This is a genomic window from Streptomyces sp. NPDC055962, from assembly GCF_042270185.1.
In the GTDB taxonomy this organism is placed as follows: Bacteria; Actinomycetota; Actinomycetes; order Streptomycetales; family Streptomycetaceae; genus Streptomyces.
The window spans coordinates 596,439-616,038 of the sequence record NZ_JBHJYN010000001.1 but is presented as its reverse complement, the minus strand read 5'-3'; the positions used below and the strand labels follow the sequence as shown (position 1 = coordinate 616,038).

The window sequence follows — 19,600 nt, the reverse complement described above, 5'->3', positions numbered from 1 at the left end:
AACGGACGAGACGAGACGGAGGAGCCTCGGGACAGCAGGACCTGGTACCAGCCGCCAACCGGCCAACAGGCCGGCACGACCAGACGAGGACAACACCACCGTGCAACTCGAGACGCACGCCCCGTCCGTACCGCCTTCCGACACGATCTCCCCGCCCGGCCTCACGGAGGACTCCACCTTGCTCCCCCTCACCACGCTCACCGCGCTCGACGACGCCATCGAGAACCTCGGCGTGCCCGTCCCGTGCCGTTCCTACGACCCGGAAGTCTTCTTCGCGGAGTCGCCGGCCGATGTCGAGTACGCCAAGTCCCTCTGCCGGACGTGCCCGCTGATCGAGGCCTGCCTCGCCGGCGCCAAGGAGCGGCGCGAGCCGTGGGGCGTCTGGGGCGGCGAGCTCTTCGTCCAGGGCGTCGTCGTCGCCCGGAAGCGCCCGCGTGGCCGTCCGCGCAAGAACCCGGTCGCGGCGTGACCGCCGACCTGGGGGCCATGGCTCCCACACGAACGCATCGCAGCATCGGAACCATCGACCGTCCCCAGACTCATGACCCCCGGAATCAGGCACCAATGACCACCACCACGAGGGAGCCCGTCGGCTCCGCGACCCCGAACGTCACCATCATCGGCGCGAACGACTCGCGCCAGAACAGGACCCGCGAGATGCAACTCATCCCAGAAGCCCTGGCCCGTGCGCATATGCACGACCGCCTGAGGGAGGCCGAGGAGGGACGTCAGGCCGCGCGCCTGGTGTCCGCCCGGCGGATGCAGCGCCGTGCGGAGCGTGCCTCGATGCGCGCCCGCCGCGCGCTCGCCATGGCCGTCATGCACTGACAGCTCCACCAGCAGTAAGGCTGCCGGGCAACCGCTCCGCCCTCGAAGCAGCCACCTCCCCTTCCGCGGGGCCGGCCTCACAGGCCGGCCCCGCGGTGCGTTACGGCGGGCGCCGCCCGGCCCGCGGCGTTATCGTCGCGAGGTGGACGAGGAGACTCATCACCCCGGGAAGCCGGCCTCCGGTCCCGTACTGTGCGCCCGCTGCGGCGCCACCGCGGAATCGGACGTACCCCCTCCGACCTGGGTCTGTGCCGTGGAGGACGGCAGGCGCCAGTACTTCTGCGACGACTGCGCCCGCCTTCACATCAGGGCGATCGAGAGCCGGCTGGACTCCGTCTGGTGGTGACCGGGGGCGAGGAGACGGCGCCCGCTACACCTCGACCGTCGTTCCGTCCTCGGCACCGTCCTCGTCCGCCGCGCGACCGGCGGACCGGTGTCCCGCCCGCTGCCGCACGCCAGGCTCCGCTTCCAGCCCCGTTCCAGGTTCTGCTTCGGCCTCCGGTGCGGACTCCGCTTCCAACTCTGCCGCGTCCGGATCCGGGAGGACGAATCCCGGGAGCCAGGACTCCAGTTCGTCCCGCAGTCTGACGGTCGCGCCCAGCTGGCACAGCACCCCGATCGTGCTCAGCGTGACGCGGTGGATCAGCAGATAGGCCGGAGGCAGATTCAGCTGCTTGCCCAACTGATGTGCCGGGGAGCGCGGATCGGCGATGCGGGCGGCCTGGCTGCGCAGCCAGGAGCGGGTGAAGGTGAATTCGTCCGCCTGCGCCGGCTCGATGATGGGGAGCAGATAGTCGAGCACGGCATCCGGCTCGAGCTCGACCGACTCCTTGACGAAGCCGGCCTCCCGGAGCATCGCGTAGACGGCGTCGGCGTCGCCGTCCAGTGTCATCCGCAGGGCGTCGCCGATGGTCTGCGGCAGGCCGCCCGGAAGCCGGTCCACCGTCCCGAAGTCCAGAACTCCCAGGCGCCACAGGCCGTGATCCCCGGCTGTGCCGTCGGTGCCGTCGGGGCTGGCGGAGTCCTTGGAGCCGTCCGAGGCGTCGGTGGCGCCCCGGCCGGCCGCCGCCGAAGCCACCGGCTCCGGGGGGAGCAGCCGGAAGTTACCCGGGTGAGGGTCCGCGTGCAGCAGACCCGTGCGCGCGGGCCCCGAGAACAGGAAGCGCGCCAGGAGCTGGCCCGCCCGGTCCCGCTGCTCCTCCGTGCCGTCGGCGATCACCTCCGACAGAGGGATGCCGTCGATCCACTCCGTCACCAGCACCTGCTCGGACCGGTGCACCACGCCAGGGATCACGACGTCCGGATCATCCTCGAACTCCGCCGCGTGCTCCTGCTGGGCTGCGGCCTCGAGCTCGTAGTCCAGTTCCTCGGACACCCGGTCGCGCAGCTCCGTGATGAGCGGCTTGATGTCCATCCCGGGGACCAGCGGTCCGAGCAGCCGTGCGAAACGGCTGAGTTGGGTGAGGTCCGACAGCAACGCCTCACCGGCGCCCGGATACTGCACCTTCACCGCGACATCACGTCCGTCGTGCCACACGGCACGGTGGACCTGCCCGATCGACGCCGCGGCGGACGGCTGGTCGTCGAACTCGGTGAAGAGCTCCCGCCAGTCCTCTCCGAGCCGCTCCGCCAGCACCCCGTGGACGGTGCGGGTCGGCATGGGAGGTGCCGCCTCCTGGAGCTTGGTCAGCGCCGCCCGGTAGGGGCCCGCCACGTCCTCGGGCAGTGCGGACTCGAAGACGGACAGCGCCTGTCCTAGCTTCATCGCACCGCCCTTCAACTCGCCGAGCACCTTGAAGAGCTGATCCGCCGTACGCTGCTGGACCTCGCGGGCCACCAGCTCGGCGGATCTGCCGCCGATCCGCTTGCCCAGACCCCATGTGGCACGGCCGGCGAAGCCCAGAGGCAGGGCTGCCAGCTTCGCGGTACGGGTGACCGCCTTCCGGGGAAGATCAGACATGTGCCCCTCCAGTTCCCAGACTGCCGTGCCGCGTGAGTATCCGGCTCCGCTCCGTCGGCGGCGGTCACCCGGCCATTGTGTCCTGCGCGGCGCCGGCCGCGGAGGTGAGCTCCGCCTCAGTGTGCCCGGCGGCCTCGCAGACACAGTCGGGATGCGGCGCCAGCCGCTCCGACCGCCAGTCCAGCAGAGGCATGGCGGCCTCCCACCGTGCCCCCGTACTGGCGGGGAGCTCTCCGTCGAGGAAGGACAGCGCATGGGCGGCGGCGAGACCGGCCACCGCTGTCGCCAGGCCCAGGTCGCAGGCCTGTACACAGGAGCGCCGTCCGGACCTCCACTGTGCGAGCATCCGCGGCCACTGCGGGTCCGCCTCCGCGCGGCGCAGTGCCAGGCAGCCGGCGCACCCGGTACCGCCGGGCAGCACCAGCGGTCCGACCACTCCGGTGGCTTCGATCACTCCCGCGTAGAGATGCGGCGTACCCGAGGCGATCCACGGCGCGGAGGTGTCCGGATCGGGCGCGTAGACCGAGAGGCCGTCCCTGGGCGCCGCCACGATCAGGGACAGCGCGGGCTCGCCCGACGGAGGAGCCCCGCCCGTCCGGTCCTGCCGTGGAGGGCCGCCGGCGGCGGATCTGCGCACCAGCTGCCTGGCCGCCGTGTCCCGGCGCTCTCCGACCGATGAAGGGGGGAGTCCGCCCGGAGCCACGTCCCAGGGTTCGGTGCGGCCGCCGTCGAGCACCTCGACGTGGCCCACCCCCGACCCGGACAGCACCGCGGCGATCGCGGCGCCGACCCTGCCGGCGCCGCGCACCTGTACACGCATCGCTCGCCGGGCCGCCAGCCTGCGCAGCGCGCTGCCGGGTGCCGGGTGGACCACGGAGAGGGCCGCCGCGTCGGGCCGCTGCCGCTCGAGGGTCTCCGCCCGTCGGCGTAAGGCGTCGGCCTCCGGGCCGCCGGCGTCCGGATCGTCCAGCAGGCCGGCTTCCGTGAGGCGCGATACGAGAATGTCCACATGACGGTCCGACAGATCCAGAGCGCGGGCCTCTTCGCGGAGCAGGGGAAGTCCGCGCGTTCCGTCGAGGAGTTCCAGAAAGCTGCCGGTCGCGATATCCATCGGGCCCAGCGTTACCGCGTGCGCGGGCGTCACACCGAATTGCACGGTGTTCCGTCCGCGCCAGGCCCGGCGGAGTGCGGGCTTCAGCATCGGATGCATGACTTCTCCCAGGTCGGTGTCGGGATCCGTTGCCAGAATGCAACGTGGCGGCGGAACGGGCAGAAAGTTATCCACAGGCTGGGGCATTAGTCGTTCAAATGGTGCAAGCCGAGAAGTGGATCAACGTTGAACCGTCGCGGAGGCGGGACTTCCCCCGTCGCCAGCGGGTAACGTCGTTCCGTGCCCGCCGACTCCTCTCCCGGTCTCGCCGGGGAGACCCCCGCGCGCAGCGCCGGACACGCGCAGCGCAGCGCAGCCACCCGTCAGCCCCGCGCATCGGTGATGAGTGCCGTCGAGGTCCGCAGGAGCGCCCGGCGGAGCAGAACGGTCTCCGCGTACCGGGAGGGCGACCGCACCATCGTGCTCATCCCGGCCCGGATGTCGGAGGCCGAGGAGCAGCGCTGGGTCGGTGTGATGCTCGACAAGCTCGCCGCGCAGGAGAGCAAGCGCGTCATCGGCGACCGTGAGCTCGCGGACCGGGCGGAGCGGCTCTCCGGCCAGTATCTGGAGGGCCGGGCTCGGCCCTCCTCCGTGCGGTGGGTGACCAATCAGAACACCCGCTGGGGCTCCTGCACCCCGGCCGAGGGCAGCATCCGTCTGTCGCACCGGCTGCAGGGCATGCCGGAGTACGTCCTCGACTACGTCCTGCTCCACGAACTGGCGCATCTGCTGGTCCCGGGCCACGGGCCGCGCTTCTGGCGGCTGCTGGAGGCCTACCCCCGGACCGAGCGTGCGCGCGGTTACCTCGAAGGAGTGGTGGCCGCCGACCGGCTTCCGCATCTGCCGGGCGCCCGCGAAGAGTGACCTTGCCGATTCTGTACCGGGTCGGTACCGGCTTGGCCCGATGTCGTGGTTTGCGGTTAGCCTGACGCGAGCATTCACCTTCGGGATGGGGGACGGTCGTTACGCATGGCCAGGGAATTTCAGCGCGGCCACAAGGCCAAGATCAGTGATCTCACGTCAGGGACGGATCTGTACGTAGGTGTGCAGATCGCGGGATCCGGCTTGACGTTCGACATCAGCTGCTTCGGTCTCGACGCCGACGAGCAGCTCTCCGACGACCGGTATTTCATCTTCTTCAACCAGCCGAAATCGCCTGAGGAGTCCATTCAGCTTCTCGGCGCCCAGGCAGGTGACACCGAGTCGTTCCGCGTCACCCTCGACCGTATTCCGGCGAACATCCACAAGCTGTCCTTCACCGCGACTCTCGACGGTGCCGGGCAGATGTCGCAGGCCGGTCCCGGATACATCCGGATCGTGGCGGGTGGTGAGGAAGTGGTGAGGTACGCCTTCACCGGTTCCGAGTTCACCACCGAACGCGCGGTCATGCTCGGTGACTTCTACCTCAAGGACGTCTGGCGGTTCGCCGCGGTCGGCCAGGGCTTCGACGGCGGGCTCGACGCGCTGCTGAAGAACTTCGGTGGCGAGGTCGCCGAGGAAGCCCCTGCCGCGCCCGTACAGGGTGCCGCTCCCTCGTTCGCGCCCCCCGCCCAGGCCTCCGCGCCTCCCGCTTTCGGAGCTCCCGCGGCTCCCCAGCCGCCGCAGCCGGCACCTTCCTTCGGTGCTCCGCCCGCTCCGGCTCCCGCGCAGCAGCCGATGCACGCCGCGCCGACCATCGCCGCACCCATGGCACCGGCGCCGCAGGCGCCCTCCCCGTACGGGCAGCCGCCCCAGCAGCCGCAGTTCGGGCAGGTCCCGGGGCAGGGCTCCCCGCCGACGGCCCCGCCGTTCGGTCAGCAGCCCCCGGCCGCGCCCCCGTTCGGCCAGCAGCCCCCGGGCATGCCGCCCGGCACGCCCCACGGGATCCCCCAGGGGCTTCCGGCCGCCGGCGCGGGTCTGCAGGCAGCCCTGCAGCCGTACAAGGAGGCGGCCACCGGCCAGCGCTGGACCTCGCAGAACCAGCAGCTCATGCGCGTCGACCTCACGATGGGCGGTATGCCGGTGCTCGCCCGTCAGGGCAGCATGGTGATGTACCAGGGCAAGGTCGACTTCGGTTACAAGGGAGCCGGGTTCGCCGGCCGCATGGTCGGCAACGCCACGGGCCAGGAGATGCAGCTGATGCGCTGCACCGGTCGCGGCCAGGTCTTCCTCGCCGAGGAGGGGGCACATCTTCACCCCATCGAGCTCCAGGGCGACGGCATCTGCGTCTCCGCGGAGAGCGTCCTCGCGTTCGACGAGTCCCTGCAGTACGAGGTGCGCAGGATCGAGGGCCACGGCATTCCCGGCGGCGCCCTGTTCACCATGCAGTTCCAGGGCACCGGCACCGTCGTCGTCAAGACCCACGGTGTACCGGTCGTCCTTCCGGTCACGCCGACCACCTTCGCCGACTGCAACGCCGTCGTGGCCTGGTCGTCCGCGTCCCAGGTGATCCTCTCCAGCCAGGTCCGGCTGCGCCGCAACGCGTATCCCGGGCACAGCGGAGAGACCGTGAACCTCCAGTTCCGGGGAGCGCCCGGGAACTTCATCGTCGTCCAGCCCTACGAGGTCTGAGGGAGCCCGTCATGAATCAGCAGCTCGCGGGCTTCGCCCCGACCCCCGTCACGGCCCGCATGGAGAACCACGGCCGCACGATGCTCAAGGTCGCCATGGCCACCGGCCAGGACCTCTACGCGCGCACCGGCTCGATGGTGGCCTACGAGGGCTTCATCCAGTACGAGCCCAATCCGCCCGCCGTACGCCGGATCGCCTCCCAGTGGATCACCGGCGAGGGCGCGCCCCTCATGAAGTGCGCCGGTGACGGTCTCCTCTACCTCGCCGACTACGGCGCCGACGTGGTCGTCATCAATCTCAACAACGACTCGCTCTCGGTCAACGGCACCAACCTCCTGGCCTTCGACGGCCACCTCACCTGGGGTGTGGAGCGGGTCAAGGGGCTGGCCAAGTTCGCCGGCCAGGGCCTGTGGAACGTCGAGATCCAGGGCACGGGATGGGTCGCCATCACCTCGCGCGGCACGCCGATCGTCGTCGACTGCGGCCGGGGCGAGGACGAGACGTACGTCGACCCCGACGCCCTCGTCGCGTGGTCCCCGAACCTCAAGGTGAAGGGCAAGCGCAGCTTCAAGGCGAGCTCGCTCATCGGCCGGGGCAGCGGAGAGGCTTTCCAGATGGCGTTCTCCGGGCAGGGCATCGTCGTCGTCCAGCCGAGCGAGGACAGCACCGACCGCCTCCGGGTCCGGAACTGAGCGGGGGAGGAACCACATCATGCAGAGTCCGCTTTTCAGCCACACCGAACAACAGACCCAGGACCGCTACGCCATCCAGAATCCGCAGCTCCTGCGGGTCTCGCTGACCGGCCACGACGACGTTCTCGCCCGTAAGGGCGCCATGGTCGCCTACCAGGGGCTCATGGAGTTCGACGGCGAGTACCAGTCGCACGGCCAGCGCCGCGCCCGGAGGAACACGGGCGAGGGCCTCGACCTCATGCGCTGTTCCGGTCAGGGCACGGTCTACCTGGCCAACCTCGCCCAGTACATCCACGTGGTCGACGTCGACCACGAGGGCATGACGGTCGACAGCGCCTACGTCCTCGCACTGGACTCCTCGCTGCACACCGAGGTCATCGCGGTGGACAGCCAGTACGGGATTTCCGGCACCGGCAAGTACCAGCTCAACATCTCCGGCACCGGCAAGGTCGCCCTGATGACCTCCGGCCAGCCGCTGATGATGCAGGTCACCCCGGACAAGTACATCAACGTCGACGCCGACGCGATCGTCGCCTGGTCGAGCGGGCTGCGGGTCCAGATGCAGGCCCAGACCCACTCCTCGGGCGTCTTCCGGCGCCGCGGCAACACGGGGGAGGGCTGGGAGCTGAGCTTCCTGGGCCAGGGCTTCGCCCTCGTCCAGCCGAGCGAGGTGCTGCCCCCGCAGAACAGCCAGATCGGCCAGGGGGCCGCGGCCCAGTTCGGCGTGGGCCAGCACGGCGCGCACGGCCAGAACCAGAACAACGCCTGGAACTGAACAGGCGGAGACAGCGGTGGGGGGCGGATTATTCCCAGGGAATCCGCCCCCCACCGCTGTCTAGCGGCCGTGCCCCAGCCGTACGCGGGTGCTCTCCAGCAGACGCACGACCGAGGCGTCCGCGACGCCGGCCACCTCGTCGTACGGGAACCAGCGCAGATCGAGGGACTCGTCGCTGATCCGCTCCACCGCCCCGGCCGACGCGATCGCCGCGTACTGCACGTCCAGGTGCCAGTGGCAGGGCGCCGGGATGGGGTGGCGGTCGAGCCGCACGGGCCCGCCGGGCAGCAGGGTGAGTCCGGCGATCCCCGACTCCTCCGCGGCCTCACGCAACGCCGCAGCCGCCAGCGTGGTGTCCTGGGGCTCGCAGTGGCCGCCCATCTGCAGCCACATCCGCAGCTTCCTGTGCAGCGTCAGCAGGACCCTGCCGCGCTCCGGGTCCACCACCAGCGCGCTGGCCGTCAGATGCCCGGCCCCGCACGCCTTCCACATGCCGTCGGGGTGCCCGGCCAGATGGTCCAGGTACGTCCCGCGCAGCTCCTTCTGCTGTGCGTCGGGCCCGGCGTACGCCTCGAGCACCGCGACAGCGTCGTCGTGCAGGCTCACCGGTCGGTGTCGTCCTTGCCGTCGTCCTTCGGGCCGTCCTCGGGCTCCTCGGCCTTGCCCCGGTCCTCGGCCGAGGGCTTCGGGGAGCCCTTCGCGGCCTCCCCGAGCATCTTGTCCAGCTCGGAGAAGTCCAGCTGCTCGTGGTGGACGAAGCCGTCGGGGTCGTCCAGGTCCTGCGCCGTCGGCAGCATGTCGGGGTGCTCCCACAGGCCGTCACGGCCGTCGACGCCCCGGGCGTCCGTGAGCGAGGCCCACAGGCGGGAGGCGTCACGCAGCCTGCGCGGCCGCAGCTGCAGCCCGATGAGCGTGGCGAACGTCTGCTCGGCGGGACCGCCGGAGGCCCGCCGCCTGCGCATCGTCTCCCGCAGTGCGTCCGCCGAGGTCAGCCGGGACTTCGCGGCCTCGTGCACCACGGCGTCCACCCAGCCCTCGACGAGGGCGAGGGCGGTCTCCAGACGGGCCAGCGACGCCTTCTGCTCCGGGGTGTCCTCCGGCTGGAACATGCCCTGCTGAAGCGCGTCCTGCAGCTGCTCGGGCTGAGAGGGGTCGAACTGGCCGACGACGTCCTCGAGCTTGCTGGTGTCGACCTTGATGCCGCGCGCGTAGGCCTCGACCGCGCCGAACAGATGCGAGCGCAGCCACGGGACGTGGGCGAAGAGCCGCTGGTGGGCCGCCTCGCGCAGCGCCAGGTAGAGCCGCACCTCGTCCTGCGGCACGCTGAGGTCCTTGCCGAACCGCTCGACGTTCAGCGGAAGCAGCGCGGCCTTGCCCGCGGGTGCCAGGGGGAGACCGATGTCGGTCGAGCCGACGACCTCTCCGGCGAGCACGCCCACGGCCTGCCCGATCTGCTGGCCGAACATGGCGCCGCCCATCGACCGCATCATGCCGATCAGCGGGCCCGCCATCGCCTGCATCTCCTCGGGCAGGACATCGCCCATGGCGAGGCCGACACGCTCGGCCACCGGGTCCACCAGCTGCTGCCAGGCGGGGAGGGACGCCTCCACCCATTCGGCGCGGCTCCAGGCCACCGTCGAGACGGAACCCGAGGGCAGCGACGTCACGCCGTCCAGCCAGAGGTCGGCGAGACGCAGCGCCTCGTCCACGGAGGACCGCTCCGCGGGACCGACGCTCGCGTCCTTGCTGCCGTCCGTGGTGCCCTGCGACACCGTCTGGCGGGCGATCTGCTTGGCCATGTCCCAGTTGACCGGCCCGCCCTCGTAGCTCAGCATCTGGCCGAGCTGCTGGAAGGCCGCACCCAGGTCGTTCGGGTTCATCGAGCCGAACATCGCGGCGAACGGGTTGTCCCCGCCCGCGCCGGGCCCGAAGCCGAACGGGTTCGCCGGCCCGCCCGAGCCCTGCCCACCACCGGTGGGGTCCTTCTTCTTGCCTTCGTCGCCGTCTTCCGGCTCCTCCGGCGGAAGGCCGAATCCGAATGGGGTGTCACTCACGGGTTTCCTCGGCTCGTAGGGCCGCCGGCTCGAACCGACGGCGACTGCCCGACATCACCATCCAGCGTAGACACCAAAGCCCGCTCGGGCCCTCAGTGCTCCGCCGGCTCCCGGCCTGCGGCAGGATGGACGCCACCTGGTACGCACGCGTCATTCGGGTACGTACTGAAGACAACCGCTGGAGACGCCCGGTGAGTTCCCCAGATCCGCAGGTTCGCGCAGCGCGAAACCTGGCCGACCCCTCGCCCGAAAGCAAGCCCACGAAAAATCTCTCCCGAAGCCGCGGCCCCGTCGTCGCGGTCACCGGCGCCGCGACCGGCGTCGGTGAGCTGCTCACCGCCCACCTCGCCGCATCCGACGCGATCAAGCAGGTCATCGCCATCGACGAGCGCCGGGGGGACGTCTCCGAGGCGACCTGGCACATCCTGGACGTGCGGGACCCCGCCATCGCCGAGAAACTGCGCGGCGCGGACGTCGTCGTGCACATGGCACTCGACCTGGACCTGGAGACCGACCCCGCGGCCCGTACCGCCTACAACGTGCGCGGGACCCAGACCGTGCTGACGGCCGCGGCGGCCGTGGGCGTCCACAGGGTCGTGCTGTGCACCTCGGCGATGGTCTACGGCGCCCTGCCCGACAACGACGTCCCTCTCTCCGAGGACGCCGAGCTGCGGGCCACGGCGGAGGCCACCGCGGTCGGCGACCTGCTGGAGATCGAACGGCTCGGCCGCCGCGCCCCCCGCGCCCACCCCGGCCTCGACGTCACGGTGGTGCGCCCCACGGTCCTGGTCGGCGGCACGGACACGGCACTCACCCGGTACTTCGAGTCCCCGAGGCTGCTGGTCGTCGCCGGGTCGCGGCCGGCCTGGCAGTTCTGTCACGTGGACGACCTGGTGAGCGCACTGGAGTACGCCGCTCTCGGGAAGATCGACGGCGAGTTCGCGGTCGGCTGCGACGGCTGGCTCGAACAGGAGGAGGTGGAGGAGCTCTCCGGAGTACGCCGCATGGAGCTGCCGTCCGCCGTCGCTCTCGGCGCCGCCGCCCGGCTGCACCGGATCGGCCTCACCCCCTCACCCGCGGGCGACCTCGCCTACACCATGCACCCCTGGGTGGTCAGCGTGAGCCGGCTGCACGACGCGGGATGGCGCCCGAAGTGGACCAACGAGGAGGTCCTCGCCGCGCTCCTGGAAGAGGTGGAGGGGCGCCACACCGTCGCCGGCCGGCGGCTCGGCCGCAAGGACGCCACCGCGGCAGGGGCGGCGGGCGCGACCGTCGCGCTGCTCGGCACGGCGGCGCTGGTCCGGAGGGCCCGCAAGGCACGCCGTCGCTTCTAGCCGGCAGGGCTCCGGGCCGGGACCCGGGCGGAGGCCCGGGGCGGCCCCGCCTGGTAGGAGGCTCCAAGCGGGCCGGCACGCCACCGGTCGAAAGCGCTATTCCGCGATACCGGTGCCGTGCGGCACGATGGCTCCATGGCACGCACCCACGACCACCCCGGCGAGCAGGCGGCCCAGGACCCGATCAGGCTCCTGGACATCCGCGACACACCGCTCTCCGTCGACGAGATCTTCCGCGCGGTCGGGGACGACGCCGCCGGAGGCACGGCGCTCTTCGTCGGCACGGTGCGCAACCACGACGACGGTCAGGACGTCGGCTCCCTCGGGTACTCCTGCCATCCGACGGCGGGCGACGAGCTCCGCCGGGTGGCCGAGAAGGTGGTGGCGGACTTCCCGGTGCGGGCCCTGGCCGCCGTCCACCGGGTGGGTGAACTGGGTGTCGGCGATCTGGCCGTGGTCGTCGCCGTGTCCTGCGCCCATCGGGGTGAGGCCTTCGACGCCTGCCGCAAGCTGATCGACGACCTCAAGCACGAGGTCCCGATCTGGAAGCACCAGCGCTTCTCCGACGGCACGGAGGAGTGGGTCGGCGCCTGCTGAGCGCAAACCGCCCCGGGGTGCATCAGCCCCGATTTGCGTAACCGCACCCCTGCCGTGAGCGTTGGTCCTGCACCTGGTTAATCTTCTGATCGCCGGTTGCGGTCGCTCATGGGGCAGGGAGGTCGTGATGGCAGCACTCGCGTGGCTGTTGATTCCGCTTATAGCCGCTCTCGGCGCGGCGATATGGGGAGGGTGGGCAGCCCGAAACCGAACGACCGGCGACGTCACCGAACTCGCCGGATACGCCAGGTTCCGTGAAGCGATGGAGAAGTCGCACTCCGGTTCCGAGGCCGTCTGACACACCGCAGCCGTACGCGGTTGCCAAGGGTGCATCCGCTCCGCCGGGCACCGCCCGCGCGATGAGCGCCTACGCGACATCCCTGCCGGACCTGCCGGACCTGCCGGACCTCTCGGCCGTCCGCCCCGTACGGACCGGCCCCGACGGTGCACTGACAGGCCGTTCCCGTACTGTCGTTCCATGCCACGCCGCACCGCGACGATGCTCGCCTCCACCCTCATCCTGATCGCGCTGCTCTGCGCAGGGGTGCTGATCCGCGTGCCGTACTCGGAGATGTCTCCCGGTCCGACCGTGAACACGCTCGGCGACGCACGGGGCGAGCCGGTGCTCCACATCAGCGGGCACAAGACGTACCCGACGTCCGGGAACCTCAACATGACCACGGTCCGGGTCACCGGCGCGGACTACGACATGAACATCGTCGAGGCCGTCTACGGCTGGCTGGCCCACGACAGCGTGGTCGTTCCGCACGACACCCTCTACCCGGACGGCAAGACCGAGGAGGAGTCGACGCAGGAGAACGCCGAGGAGTTCAGCCTGTCCCAGGAGAGCGCCAAGGTCGCGGCCCTGGAGGAGCTGAAGATCCCCGTCACCTCCCGGGTGGTCGTCTCCACCGTCGTGAAGGACAGCGCCGCCGAGGGCGTGCTGCACGCGGGCGACGTGATCAAGGCCGTCGACGGCGCGGCGGTCGAGCAGCCCGAGGACGTCGCCAAGCTCGTCACGAAGCACAAGCCCGGCGAGGACGTCGTCTTCACGGTGGTCCCCGCGAAGACGGCCGCCGCCGCCGAGAAGGCGGGCAAGGAGCCCGAGGGCTCCAAGGACGTCACCCTCACCACGCGGAAGGCGCCCGAGGATCCCTCGAACCCCTCCGAGGACCGGGCGATCGTCGGGATCCAGGCGGGGACCGACCACACGTTCCCGTTCGAGATCGACATCAAGCTCGCCGACGTCGGCGGACCGAGCGCCGGCCTGATGTTCTCGCTGGGCATCATCGACAAGCTGACGCCCGGAAAGCTGACGGGCGGCAAGTTCATCGCGGGCACCGGCACCATCGACGACGACGGCAAGGTCGGCCCCATCGGCGGCATCAACATGAAGCTGGTCGGCGCCCGCGACGCGGGTGCCCGGTACTTCCTCACCCCGGACGACAACTGCGCCGCCGCGGCGTCCGACACCCCGAGCGGCCTCACCCTGGTGAGGGTGAAGACCCTCGACGACGCCAAGAAGTCCCTGGAGAAGATCCGGACGGGGGACACGGCCGGCCTGCCGAGCTGCTCGGCGGGCTGAGGCCGGCCCCCGCCGCGGGGGGTCAGGACTCGAAGGTGGCCGCGAGAGCCTCGGCCAGCCCCGGGACCAGCCCCGCACCGGTCAGGACCTCGGTCGGGGAGTCCTTCTCCCGCAGGCGCACGGCGGAGTCCCGTGCGCCGTCCCGCAGCACCGCCACGGTCATCCGGACCTCCTGCCGGTCCGGGTGGCCGGAGACCCACTCGGTCAGCTGGGCGTCGGTCAGTCCTTCCGGTACGGAGGCCTCCGCGGACGGCGGCAGCATCATCCGCTCCACGGTCATGGCGCAGCCGACCACGGCGTCGGGCCAGGCGATCGTGGCGAGGAACTCGTCCAGCGCGGTGCCTGCGGGAAGCTCCTCCTGTTCGACGGGGGTGAGGGCGGCGGTCGTGGAAGCGGTGTCGTCGAGGCCGAGCTGGGCGGCGAGGCCCGGCTCGTGGGCACGCAGCCGTGCGGTGTCGACCAGGGCGAACAGCCGGGCGGGCTGGTCCCAGCCGAGACCTGCGGCGTAGGCGTCGATCTCGAGTACGGCGACGGTGAGTGGGCTCGCGGCCATCGGGGGGCCTGAGGGGGAAACGTTGGGCATGCCCAACATCCTGCCTCCTTCTGCCCCGGGAACGGGAACTAGGTAAAGCCTCAGTAAGTTGCATAGGTGGGCTCTACGATCGCTGGGCCTGCTTCACACGACCGCGAACTTCGAGGTGCGCACGTTGGCTTTCCAGATGCCGGACCGCGGCGGAGGCCCGACCGGGCCACGGATCAGAGTCGGCCGCCCGTCCCGGCGCGTCCGTACCCTGCTCATGACATTGGGCGTCCTGGCGGTTCTCGCCATGGCCTTCGTCATGTTCGCCGGGTTCTGGACGGACTGGCTCTGGTACAGGTCGGTCGCGTTTTCATCCGTCTTCACCACCACCCTGTGGACCAAGATCGGGCTGTTCCTCGTCTTCGGACTGCTGATGGCCGTCGCCATCGGTGTGAACGTCTGGCTCGCGCACCGGCTCCGGCCGCCGCTGAGCGCGATGTCGCTGGAACAGCAGAGCCTGGACCGCTACCGGATGAGCGTCGCCCCGTACAAGAAGTGGGTGCTGCTCGCGGTCACCGCCCTCGTCGGGCTGATCGCCGGCGCCTCCGCGTCGGGCCAGTGGCGCACCTGGCTGATGTATGTCAACGGCGTGTCGTTCGGGCAGAAGGACCCCCAGTTCAAGCTGGACGTCTCCTTCTACGCCTTCGACCTGCCGTGGTACCGCTTCCTGCTCGGGTTCGGCTTCGCCGCCGTGGTGCTGTCGCTCATCGCGGCCGCACTGACCCACTACCTCTACGGCGGGCTGCGGGTCACGAGCCCCGGCGCGCGGGCCACGGGTGCGGCCACCGGCCACCTCTCCGTGCTGCTCGGCATCTTCGTCGCGCTGAAGGCCGTGGCGTACTGGCTCGACCGGTACGGCCTGGCCGTGAAGTCCAGTGACTTCAAGGCCACGGACAACTGGACCGGCCTGCGGTACGTCGACGCCAACGCCTATCTGCCGGCGAAGACGATCCTGTTCTGCATCGCCGTGATCTGTGCCGTGCTCTTCTTCGCGACCCTGTGGCGGCGCACCTGGCAGCTGCCGGTGATCGGCTTCGGACTGATGGTCCTGTCGGCGATCCTGATCGGCGGTCTCTACCCGGCGATCGTGCAGAAGTTCCAGGTCCAGCCGAACGAGCAGGCCAAGGAAGCGCCGTTCATCCGGAAGAACATCGACGCGACGCGTGATGCCTACGACATCGACGACGCGCAGGTGGACGACTACTCCGGCAAGAGCACGACGACGGACGAGGCCAAGCTGCGTGCCGCCGCCGGCGACGCCGCGAGCTACCGGGTGATGGACCCGAACGTCGTCTCCCCGGCCTTCCAGCAGCTCCAGCAGAGGAGGAACTACTACCAGTTCCCCAAGACGCTGGACGTCGACCGATACAAGGGCGAGGACGGCAAGGAGCAGGACACCGTCATCGGTCTGCGCGAGCTCAACCTGGACGGCCTCCCCAAGCGGAACTGGATCAACGACCACTTCACGTACACCCACGGCTACGGAGCCATCGCGGCCCGGGGCACCACGACGGGCACCAACCCCTCGGGCTCCCCGGACTTCACGGAGTCGGGTCTGCCGACCACCGGCGAGCTGGGGGAGTACGAGCAGCGGATCTACTACGGCGAGAAGACCGAGCAGTACTCCATCGTCGGCGGGCCCCAGAAGGAGCTCGACTACGAGGAGGACGGCGAGAAGACCACCAGCTACAAGGGCGACAGCGGGGTCAGTCTCTCCAACGCCTTCAACCGCGCCGCCTACGCGGTCTCCATGAGTGAGCCGCAGATCCTGTACTCCGGGGCCATCGGCGAGGGATCGCGCATCCTGTACAACCGGACACCCAAGGAGCGCGTCGAGGCGGTCGCCCCCTGGCTGACCATCGACGGCGACGCCTATCCGGCGGTCGTCGGCAAGCGCATCCAGTGGGTGGTCGACGCCTACACCACGACCAACGGCTACCCGTACGCCTCGCGTACGACGCTCGGTGACACCACGGCCGACTCGCTGACCACCAACCAGCGCGCAGTCGTCGCCCAGCAGAACCAGGTCAACTACATCCGCAACTCGGTGAAGGCCACGGTCGACGCCTACACGGGCAAGGTCACGCTCTACGAGTGGGACACCAAGGACCCGGTGCTCAAGACGTGGCGCAAGGCCTTCCCGGGGACCGTGAAGTCGCGGGGCGACATCCCGCAGGAGCTGATGGACCACCTGCGGTACCCGCAGGACCTGTTCAAGGTCCAGCGGGAGCTGCTCACGCGCTACCACGTCGAGGATCCCGCGCAGTTCTACAGCGGCAGTGACGCCTGGCAGGTGCCGGACGACCCCACCAACAAGGAACCCGGGGCCGTCCCGCCGTACTACCTGAGCATGAAGATGCCGGGCCAGGACACGCAGAAGTTCTCCCTGACCACGACGTTCACACCGAGAGGGCGGCCCAACCTCGGGGCGTTCATGGCGGTGGACGCGGACGCGGCCGGCAAGGACTACGGCACGATAAGACTGCTGAGAGTCACCACCACCGTAAAGGGCCCCGGCCAGGTGCAGAGTGAGCTCAACGGCAACGACGACGTCGCCGAGTTCGTGAGAAACCTCAAGGGCACCGACTCGGACATCGAGTACGGCAACCTGCTGACGGTGCCGCTCGACGGAGGCTTCCTCTACATCGAGCCGGTCTACACGCGCGGTGGTACGCAGAACTACCCGCTGCTGCGCAAGGTGGCCGCCTCTTACGGGTCGAAGATCGTCTTCGAGAACAGTCTCGGGGAGGCGCTCAACGCGGTCTTCGGGGTCGAGGGGTCCGACACGACCACACCACCGACGGAGCCGACCGAGCCACCGGGTGACACCACGGAGCCGCCGGCCACCGGGGAGGCCGCTCTGAAGAAGGCCATCGCGGACGCCCAGAAGGCGTACACGGACGGCGAGACGGCTCTCAAGGAGCAGGACTGGGAGGCCTACGGCAAGGCCCAGGCCGCCCTGCAGAAGGCCCTGGAGCGGGCCGCGGCGGCTCAGCCGAAGGCCGGGTCCTCCTCGGGGAGCGACGGCGCCGAGAAGCCCTCGGGCGACGACCAGGGCAGCTGAGAAGGGTCCACCCCGCGTCGTGGTACGGTTTGAACACAACGACGCGGGGTGGAGCAGCTCGGTAGCTCGCTGGGCTCATAACCCAGAGGTCGCAGGTTCAAATCCTGTCCCCGCTACTGAAAGGTGAAGGCCCGGATCCTTTGGGATCCGGGCCTTCGTCATGTCGTGAGTCGTTTTCTCAACTTGTCGGAGTGAAGTGCGGTTCGCGGGGCACCAGTTGAGACCAACCGTGTTTCACTTGTCTCTCTGTGGGCATGTCGACAAAACGCTGAAGTGACCTCACTGGCTGCGGTATTCCAGGTGTACGCGGGTTGCGGGTGGTGGGACGATGGTATTTATGGGGGACAGGGCAACTCTGTTGGAGACAGGGCGGTTTGTGCAGCGACGCGGCCGGACGACGGAAAACGAGGCAGATGCGGCATTCGCCGCTGCCCTGGCCGCGACCGCTGACACCGCCGACGCCGCTCGCGAGGCCGCAGTCGTCACCGCGGACGCCATCGACGCGACCGACGCCGTCGAGAGCGCCGGCACTGCCACAGGGACGGACGCCGCCGAGAGTGCCGACACCACGGACACCACGGATCACGCCGACGAGACCGAGGCGCGCCACCGGCGTGGAGCGGAGGCCGGCGACACGGCGTCGATGAGCGTCCTGGGCGCCCTCCTGCTGCGCCGCGGGGACCTGGACGGCGCCGAGACACACCTGCGCGCCGCGACGGCTGAAGGCGACCGTGCCGCGGCGAACAACCTCGGCGTCCTCCTCCACCAGAGGGGATACGCGGACGAGGCGGCGGGGTGGTGGCGTATCGCCGCCGTCGCCGGCTCCGCCGCCGCCGCGCACGCCCTCGGGCGCCACTTCAGGGAGCGCGGGGACGAGCCCGGCGCCGAGTACTGGCTGCGCCAGTCCGCCGAGCAGGGCCACGCGCTGGGCGCGTACGCCCTGGCCGACCTGCTGGAGCACCGCGGCGACGCGGGCGCCGAGCGCTGGCTGCGCGCTGCGGCGGAACAGGGGCACCGGGAGGCGGCGTACCGGCTCGCGCGGACGATCGAGCGCAACGCGGTCGGTGACGCCCACGACGCCTTCGGCCTGGGCCGGGTCGTGGGCGAGGGCCGGCGGGTCTTCGACACCGGTGCGCCGGCGAAGCGGGACAGCCCCGTCGCGGGCCCGGACTCCGGCCGGGTCGGCGAGGCCGAGCAGTGGTACCGCCAGGCCGCCGCGCGCGGTCACCGCCGTGCCGCGCTGCACCTCGGCGCGATCCTCGAACAGCGCGGAGAGCTGAAGGAGGCCGGCCGCTGGTACCTCACCGCGGCCAAGGACGGCGAGGCCCGGGCGGCCTGCGCCCTCGGCTTCCTGCTGCGTGACGCCGGTGACGAGGAGAGCGCCGCCGTCTGGTGGCTCCGTGCCGCCCAGGACGGCGACGGCAACGCCGCCAACGCTCTCGGCGCACTGCACGCCGCCCGGGGCGAGCAGCAGACGGCCGAGCGCTGGTACCGGGCCGCGATGGACGCCGGCGACGTCAACGGGGCGTACAACCTCGGCCTGCTCTGCGCCGCCCAGGACCGTATCCCCCAGGCCGAGCAGTGGTACCGCCGTGCCGCCTACGCAGGGCACCGCGAGGCGGCGAACGCCCTGGCCGTGCTGCTGCTCCAGGCGGGAGACGCGACGGGCGCCGAGCCCTGGTTCTCCAAGGCGGCCGAAGCGGGCAGCGTGGACGCGGCCTTCAACCTCGGCATCCTGCACGCCGGGCGGGACGAGGACCGCACGGCGCTCGGCTGGTACCAGCGGGCGGCGGCGGCCGGGCACACCGATGCCGCGCTCCAGGTCGGCATGGCCCTGCTGAGGGACGGCGAGGAGCAGGCGGCCGAACGCCACCTGAGGTGCGCCGCGGGCGGCGGCAGTGCCGAGGCGGCCTTCCGGCTGGCCGGTGTCCTCGACCTGCGCCAGCCGGCCCCCGGGCCGCCCGCGCTGGGGGAGCCGATGCCGGAGAAGACCGAGTGCGAGGAGTGGTACGAGAGGGCGGCCGAGCAGGGCCACCGCCGCGCCCAGGTCAGGGCAGGGATGCTCGCGGCCGCGCGCGGTGACATGGCGAGCGCCGCCCGCTGGTACCGCGAGGCCGCGGAGTCCGGCAGCCGCAACGGGGCCTTCAACCTCGGCCTGCTGCTCGCCCGTGAGGGCAGCGAGCGCGAGGCGGCCCTCTGGTGGAGCCGGGCGGCCAACGACGGCCACGGCCGGGCGGCCCTGCGTCTCGCGCTGCTCGCGGCCCGGCGGGGCGAGCTCACCGAGGGGCAGCGCTGGTGTGCCCGGGCGGTCGAGCTGGGTCCGGCGGAGGTGGCCGAGCGCGCCGCGCGGCTGCTCGAGGCGCTGCACCAGGAGCTCACCGCATGAGGGTGTCTCCGAGGTCGGCCGCCTGCCGTGCGTACGGGTGTCCGG

Annotated in this window: 18 protein-coding genes and 1 tRNA gene; 14 read left to right on the top strand and 5 right to left on the bottom strand. The window is 70.9% G+C overall.

All coding sequences use genetic code 11. The features are described 5' to 3' along the window. Positions 1 to 100: 100 nt before the first annotated feature. The 3 genes from ACFC51_RS02750 (at position 101) to ACFC51_RS02740 (ending at position 1,174) form a co-directional block, all read left to right on the top strand. On the top strand, positions 101 to 469 hold the full coding sequence (locus ACFC51_RS02750; protein ID WP_376376948.1) for a WhiB family transcriptional regulator: 369 nt from the start codon (positions 101 to 103) through the stop codon (positions 467 to 469). Positions 470 to 486: 17 nt separating this feature from the next. Further along, positions 487 to 828 (top strand): hypothetical protein, encoded by a 342-nt coding sequence (locus tag ACFC51_RS02745; protein ID WP_376376995.1) that lies wholly within the window; start codon positions 487 to 489, stop codon positions 826 to 828. A 142-nt stretch (positions 829 to 970) separates the two neighbouring features. Then, the gene (locus tag ACFC51_RS02740) at positions 971 to 1,174 is read left to right on the top strand and encodes a hypothetical protein (RefSeq protein WP_376526659.1); all 204 of its coding nucleotides are present in this window, start codon (positions 971 to 973) and stop codon (positions 1,172 to 1,174) included. Positions 1,175 to 1,198: 24 nt separating this feature from the next. On the opposite strand, the gene ACFC51_RS02735 is transcribed toward ACFC51_RS02740, so the two are convergent. Both ACFC51_RS02735 and ACFC51_RS02730 read right to left on the bottom strand, forming a co-directional pair. Next, complete coding sequence (locus ACFC51_RS02735; RefSeq protein WP_376376945.1) at positions 1,199 to 2,788, bottom strand: ABC1 kinase family protein; 1,590 nt, start codon at positions 2,786 to 2,788, stop codon at positions 1,199 to 1,201. 64 nt (positions 2,789 to 2,852) lie between these two features. Then, on the bottom strand, positions 2,853 to 3,998 hold the full coding sequence (locus ACFC51_RS02730; protein ID WP_376376943.1) for a TOMM precursor leader peptide-binding protein: 1,146 nt from the start codon (positions 3,996 to 3,998) through the stop codon (positions 2,853 to 2,855). A 180-nt stretch (positions 3,999 to 4,178) separates the two neighbouring features. Here ACFC51_RS02730 and ACFC51_RS02725 point away from each other — a divergent pair, with 180 nt between their 5' ends. From ACFC51_RS02725 to ACFC51_RS02710, 4 genes are all read left to right on the top strand, one after another. Then, a complete protein-coding gene (locus ACFC51_RS02725) occupies positions 4,179 to 4,802 on the top strand; it encodes a M48 family metallopeptidase (protein ID WP_376376941.1) in 624 nt (207 codons plus the stop codon). Between the two features lie 105 nt (positions 4,803 to 4,907). Further along, entirely contained in the window at positions 4,908 to 6,488 is a 1,581-nt protein-coding gene (locus ACFC51_RS02720; protein WP_376526657.1) for a TerD family protein, read from the top strand. Positions 6,489 to 6,499: 11 nt separating this feature from the next. After that, positions 6,500 to 7,180 (top strand): AIM24 family protein, encoded by a 681-nt coding sequence (locus ACFC51_RS02715; RefSeq protein WP_376376937.1) that lies wholly within the window; start codon positions 6,500 to 6,502, stop codon positions 7,178 to 7,180. Between the two features lie 19 nt (positions 7,181 to 7,199). Further along, positions 7,200 to 7,955 carry an AIM24 family protein gene (locus ACFC51_RS02710; RefSeq protein ID WP_376376935.1) on the top strand — a complete coding sequence of 252 codons (756 nt, stop codon included), beginning with the start codon at positions 7,200 to 7,202 and terminating at the stop codon, positions 7,953 to 7,955. Positions 7,956 to 8,015: 60 nt separating this feature from the next. Here ACFC51_RS02710 and ACFC51_RS02705 read toward each other — a convergent pair whose 3' ends face one another. Next, positions 8,016 to 8,561 (bottom strand): NUDIX hydrolase, encoded by a 546-nt coding sequence (locus tag ACFC51_RS02705; protein WP_376526654.1) that lies wholly within the window; start codon positions 8,559 to 8,561, stop codon positions 8,016 to 8,018. Beyond that, positions 8,558 to 10,009, bottom strand: a complete 1,452-nt coding sequence (locus tag ACFC51_RS02700) for a zinc-dependent metalloprotease (RefSeq protein WP_376526651.1) — start codon at positions 10,007 to 10,009, stop codon at positions 8,558 to 8,560. The genes ACFC51_RS02705 and ACFC51_RS02700 overlap by 4 nt, the downstream gene beginning before the upstream one ends. Positions 10,010 to 10,200: 191 nt before the next feature. On the opposite strand from ACFC51_RS02700, the gene ACFC51_RS02695 reads away from it, so the two are divergent. From ACFC51_RS02695 to ACFC51_RS02680, 4 genes are all read left to right on the top strand, one after another. Beyond that, entirely contained in the window at positions 10,201 to 11,343 is a 1,143-nt protein-coding gene (locus tag ACFC51_RS02695) for an SDR family oxidoreductase (RefSeq protein WP_376377172.1), read from the top strand. 135 nt (positions 11,344 to 11,478) lie between these two features. Then, positions 11,479 to 11,940 (top strand): molybdenum cofactor biosynthesis protein MoaE, encoded by a 462-nt coding sequence (locus tag ACFC51_RS02690; protein ID WP_376377170.1) that lies wholly within the window; start codon positions 11,479 to 11,481, stop codon positions 11,938 to 11,940. A 127-nt stretch (positions 11,941 to 12,067) separates the two neighbouring features. Then, positions 12,068 to 12,238, top strand: a complete 171-nt coding sequence (locus ACFC51_RS02685) for a hypothetical protein (protein ID WP_014048224.1) — start codon at positions 12,068 to 12,070, stop codon at positions 12,236 to 12,238. 180 nt (positions 12,239 to 12,418) lie between these two features. Continuing rightward, complete coding sequence (locus ACFC51_RS02680; RefSeq protein WP_376377168.1) at positions 12,419 to 13,525, top strand: PDZ domain-containing protein; 1,107 nt, start codon at positions 12,419 to 12,421, stop codon at positions 13,523 to 13,525. Positions 13,526 to 13,547: 22 nt separating this feature from the next. On the opposite strand, the gene ACFC51_RS02675 is transcribed toward ACFC51_RS02680, so the two are convergent. Further along, entirely contained in the window at positions 13,548 to 14,117 is a 570-nt protein-coding gene (locus ACFC51_RS02675; RefSeq protein WP_376377167.1) for a PPA1309 family protein, read from the bottom strand. 127 nt (positions 14,118 to 14,244) lie between these two features. Between ACFC51_RS02675 and ACFC51_RS02670 the strand changes: the two genes are divergently transcribed. From ACFC51_RS02670 to ACFC51_RS02660, 3 genes are all read left to right on the top strand, one after another. Beyond that, positions 14,245 to 17,169, top strand: coding sequence for a UPF0182 family protein (locus ACFC51_RS02670; protein WP_376377184.1), 2,925 nt, complete (start codon positions 14,245 to 14,247; stop codon positions 17,167 to 17,169). 42 nt (positions 17,170 to 17,211) lie between these two features. Continuing rightward, a tRNA-Met gene (locus ACFC51_RS02665) sits at positions 17,212 to 17,285 on the top strand. Positions 17,286 to 17,497: 212 nt separating this feature from the next. Beyond that, positions 17,498 to 19,555, top strand: a complete 2,058-nt coding sequence (locus ACFC51_RS02660) for a sel1 repeat family protein (protein WP_376526648.1) — start codon at positions 17,498 to 17,500, stop codon at positions 19,553 to 19,555. Positions 19,556 to 19,600: the final 45 nt, after the last annotated feature.

Excerpts from the sequence above, each read along its gene's own strand:
- ACFC51_RS02745 (WP_376376995.1), top strand. The coding sequence starts at position 487 with ATGGCTCCCACACGAACGCATCGCAGCATCGGAACCATCGACCGTCCC.
- ACFC51_RS02735 (WP_376376945.1), bottom strand. The coding sequence starts at position 2,788 with ATGTCTGATCTTCCCCGGAAGGCGGTCACCCGTACCGCGAAGCTGGCA.
- ACFC51_RS02730 (WP_376376943.1), bottom strand. The coding sequence starts at position 3,998 with ATGCATCCGATGCTGAAGCCCGCACTCCGCCGGGCCTGGCGCGGACGG.
- ACFC51_RS02720 (WP_376526657.1), top strand. The coding sequence starts at position 4,908 with ATGGCCAGGGAATTTCAGCGCGGCCACAAGGCCAAGATCAGTGATCTC.
- ACFC51_RS02715 (WP_376376937.1), top strand. The coding sequence starts at position 6,500 with ATGAATCAGCAGCTCGCGGGCTTCGCCCCGACCCCCGTCACGGCCCGC.
- ACFC51_RS02710 (WP_376376935.1), top strand. The coding sequence starts at position 7,200 with ATGCAGAGTCCGCTTTTCAGCCACACCGAACAACAGACCCAGGACCGC.
- ACFC51_RS02690 (WP_376377170.1), top strand. The coding sequence starts at position 11,479 with ATGGCACGCACCCACGACCACCCCGGCGAGCAGGCGGCCCAGGACCCG.
- ACFC51_RS02685 (WP_014048224.1), top strand. The coding sequence starts at position 12,068 with ATGGCAGCACTCGCGTGGCTGTTGATTCCGCTTATAGCCGCTCTCGGC.
- ACFC51_RS02680 (WP_376377168.1), top strand. The coding sequence starts at position 12,419 with ATGCCACGCCGCACCGCGACGATGCTCGCCTCCACCCTCATCCTGATC.
- ACFC51_RS02675 (WP_376377167.1), bottom strand. The coding sequence starts at position 14,117 with ATGTTGGGCATGCCCAACGTTTCCCCCTCAGGCCCCCCGATGGCCGCG.
- ACFC51_RS02670 (WP_376377184.1), top strand. The coding sequence starts at position 14,245 with ATGCCGGACCGCGGCGGAGGCCCGACCGGGCCACGGATCAGAGTCGGC.
- ACFC51_RS02660 (WP_376526648.1), top strand. The coding sequence starts at position 17,498 with ATGGTATTTATGGGGGACAGGGCAACTCTGTTGGAGACAGGGCGGTTT.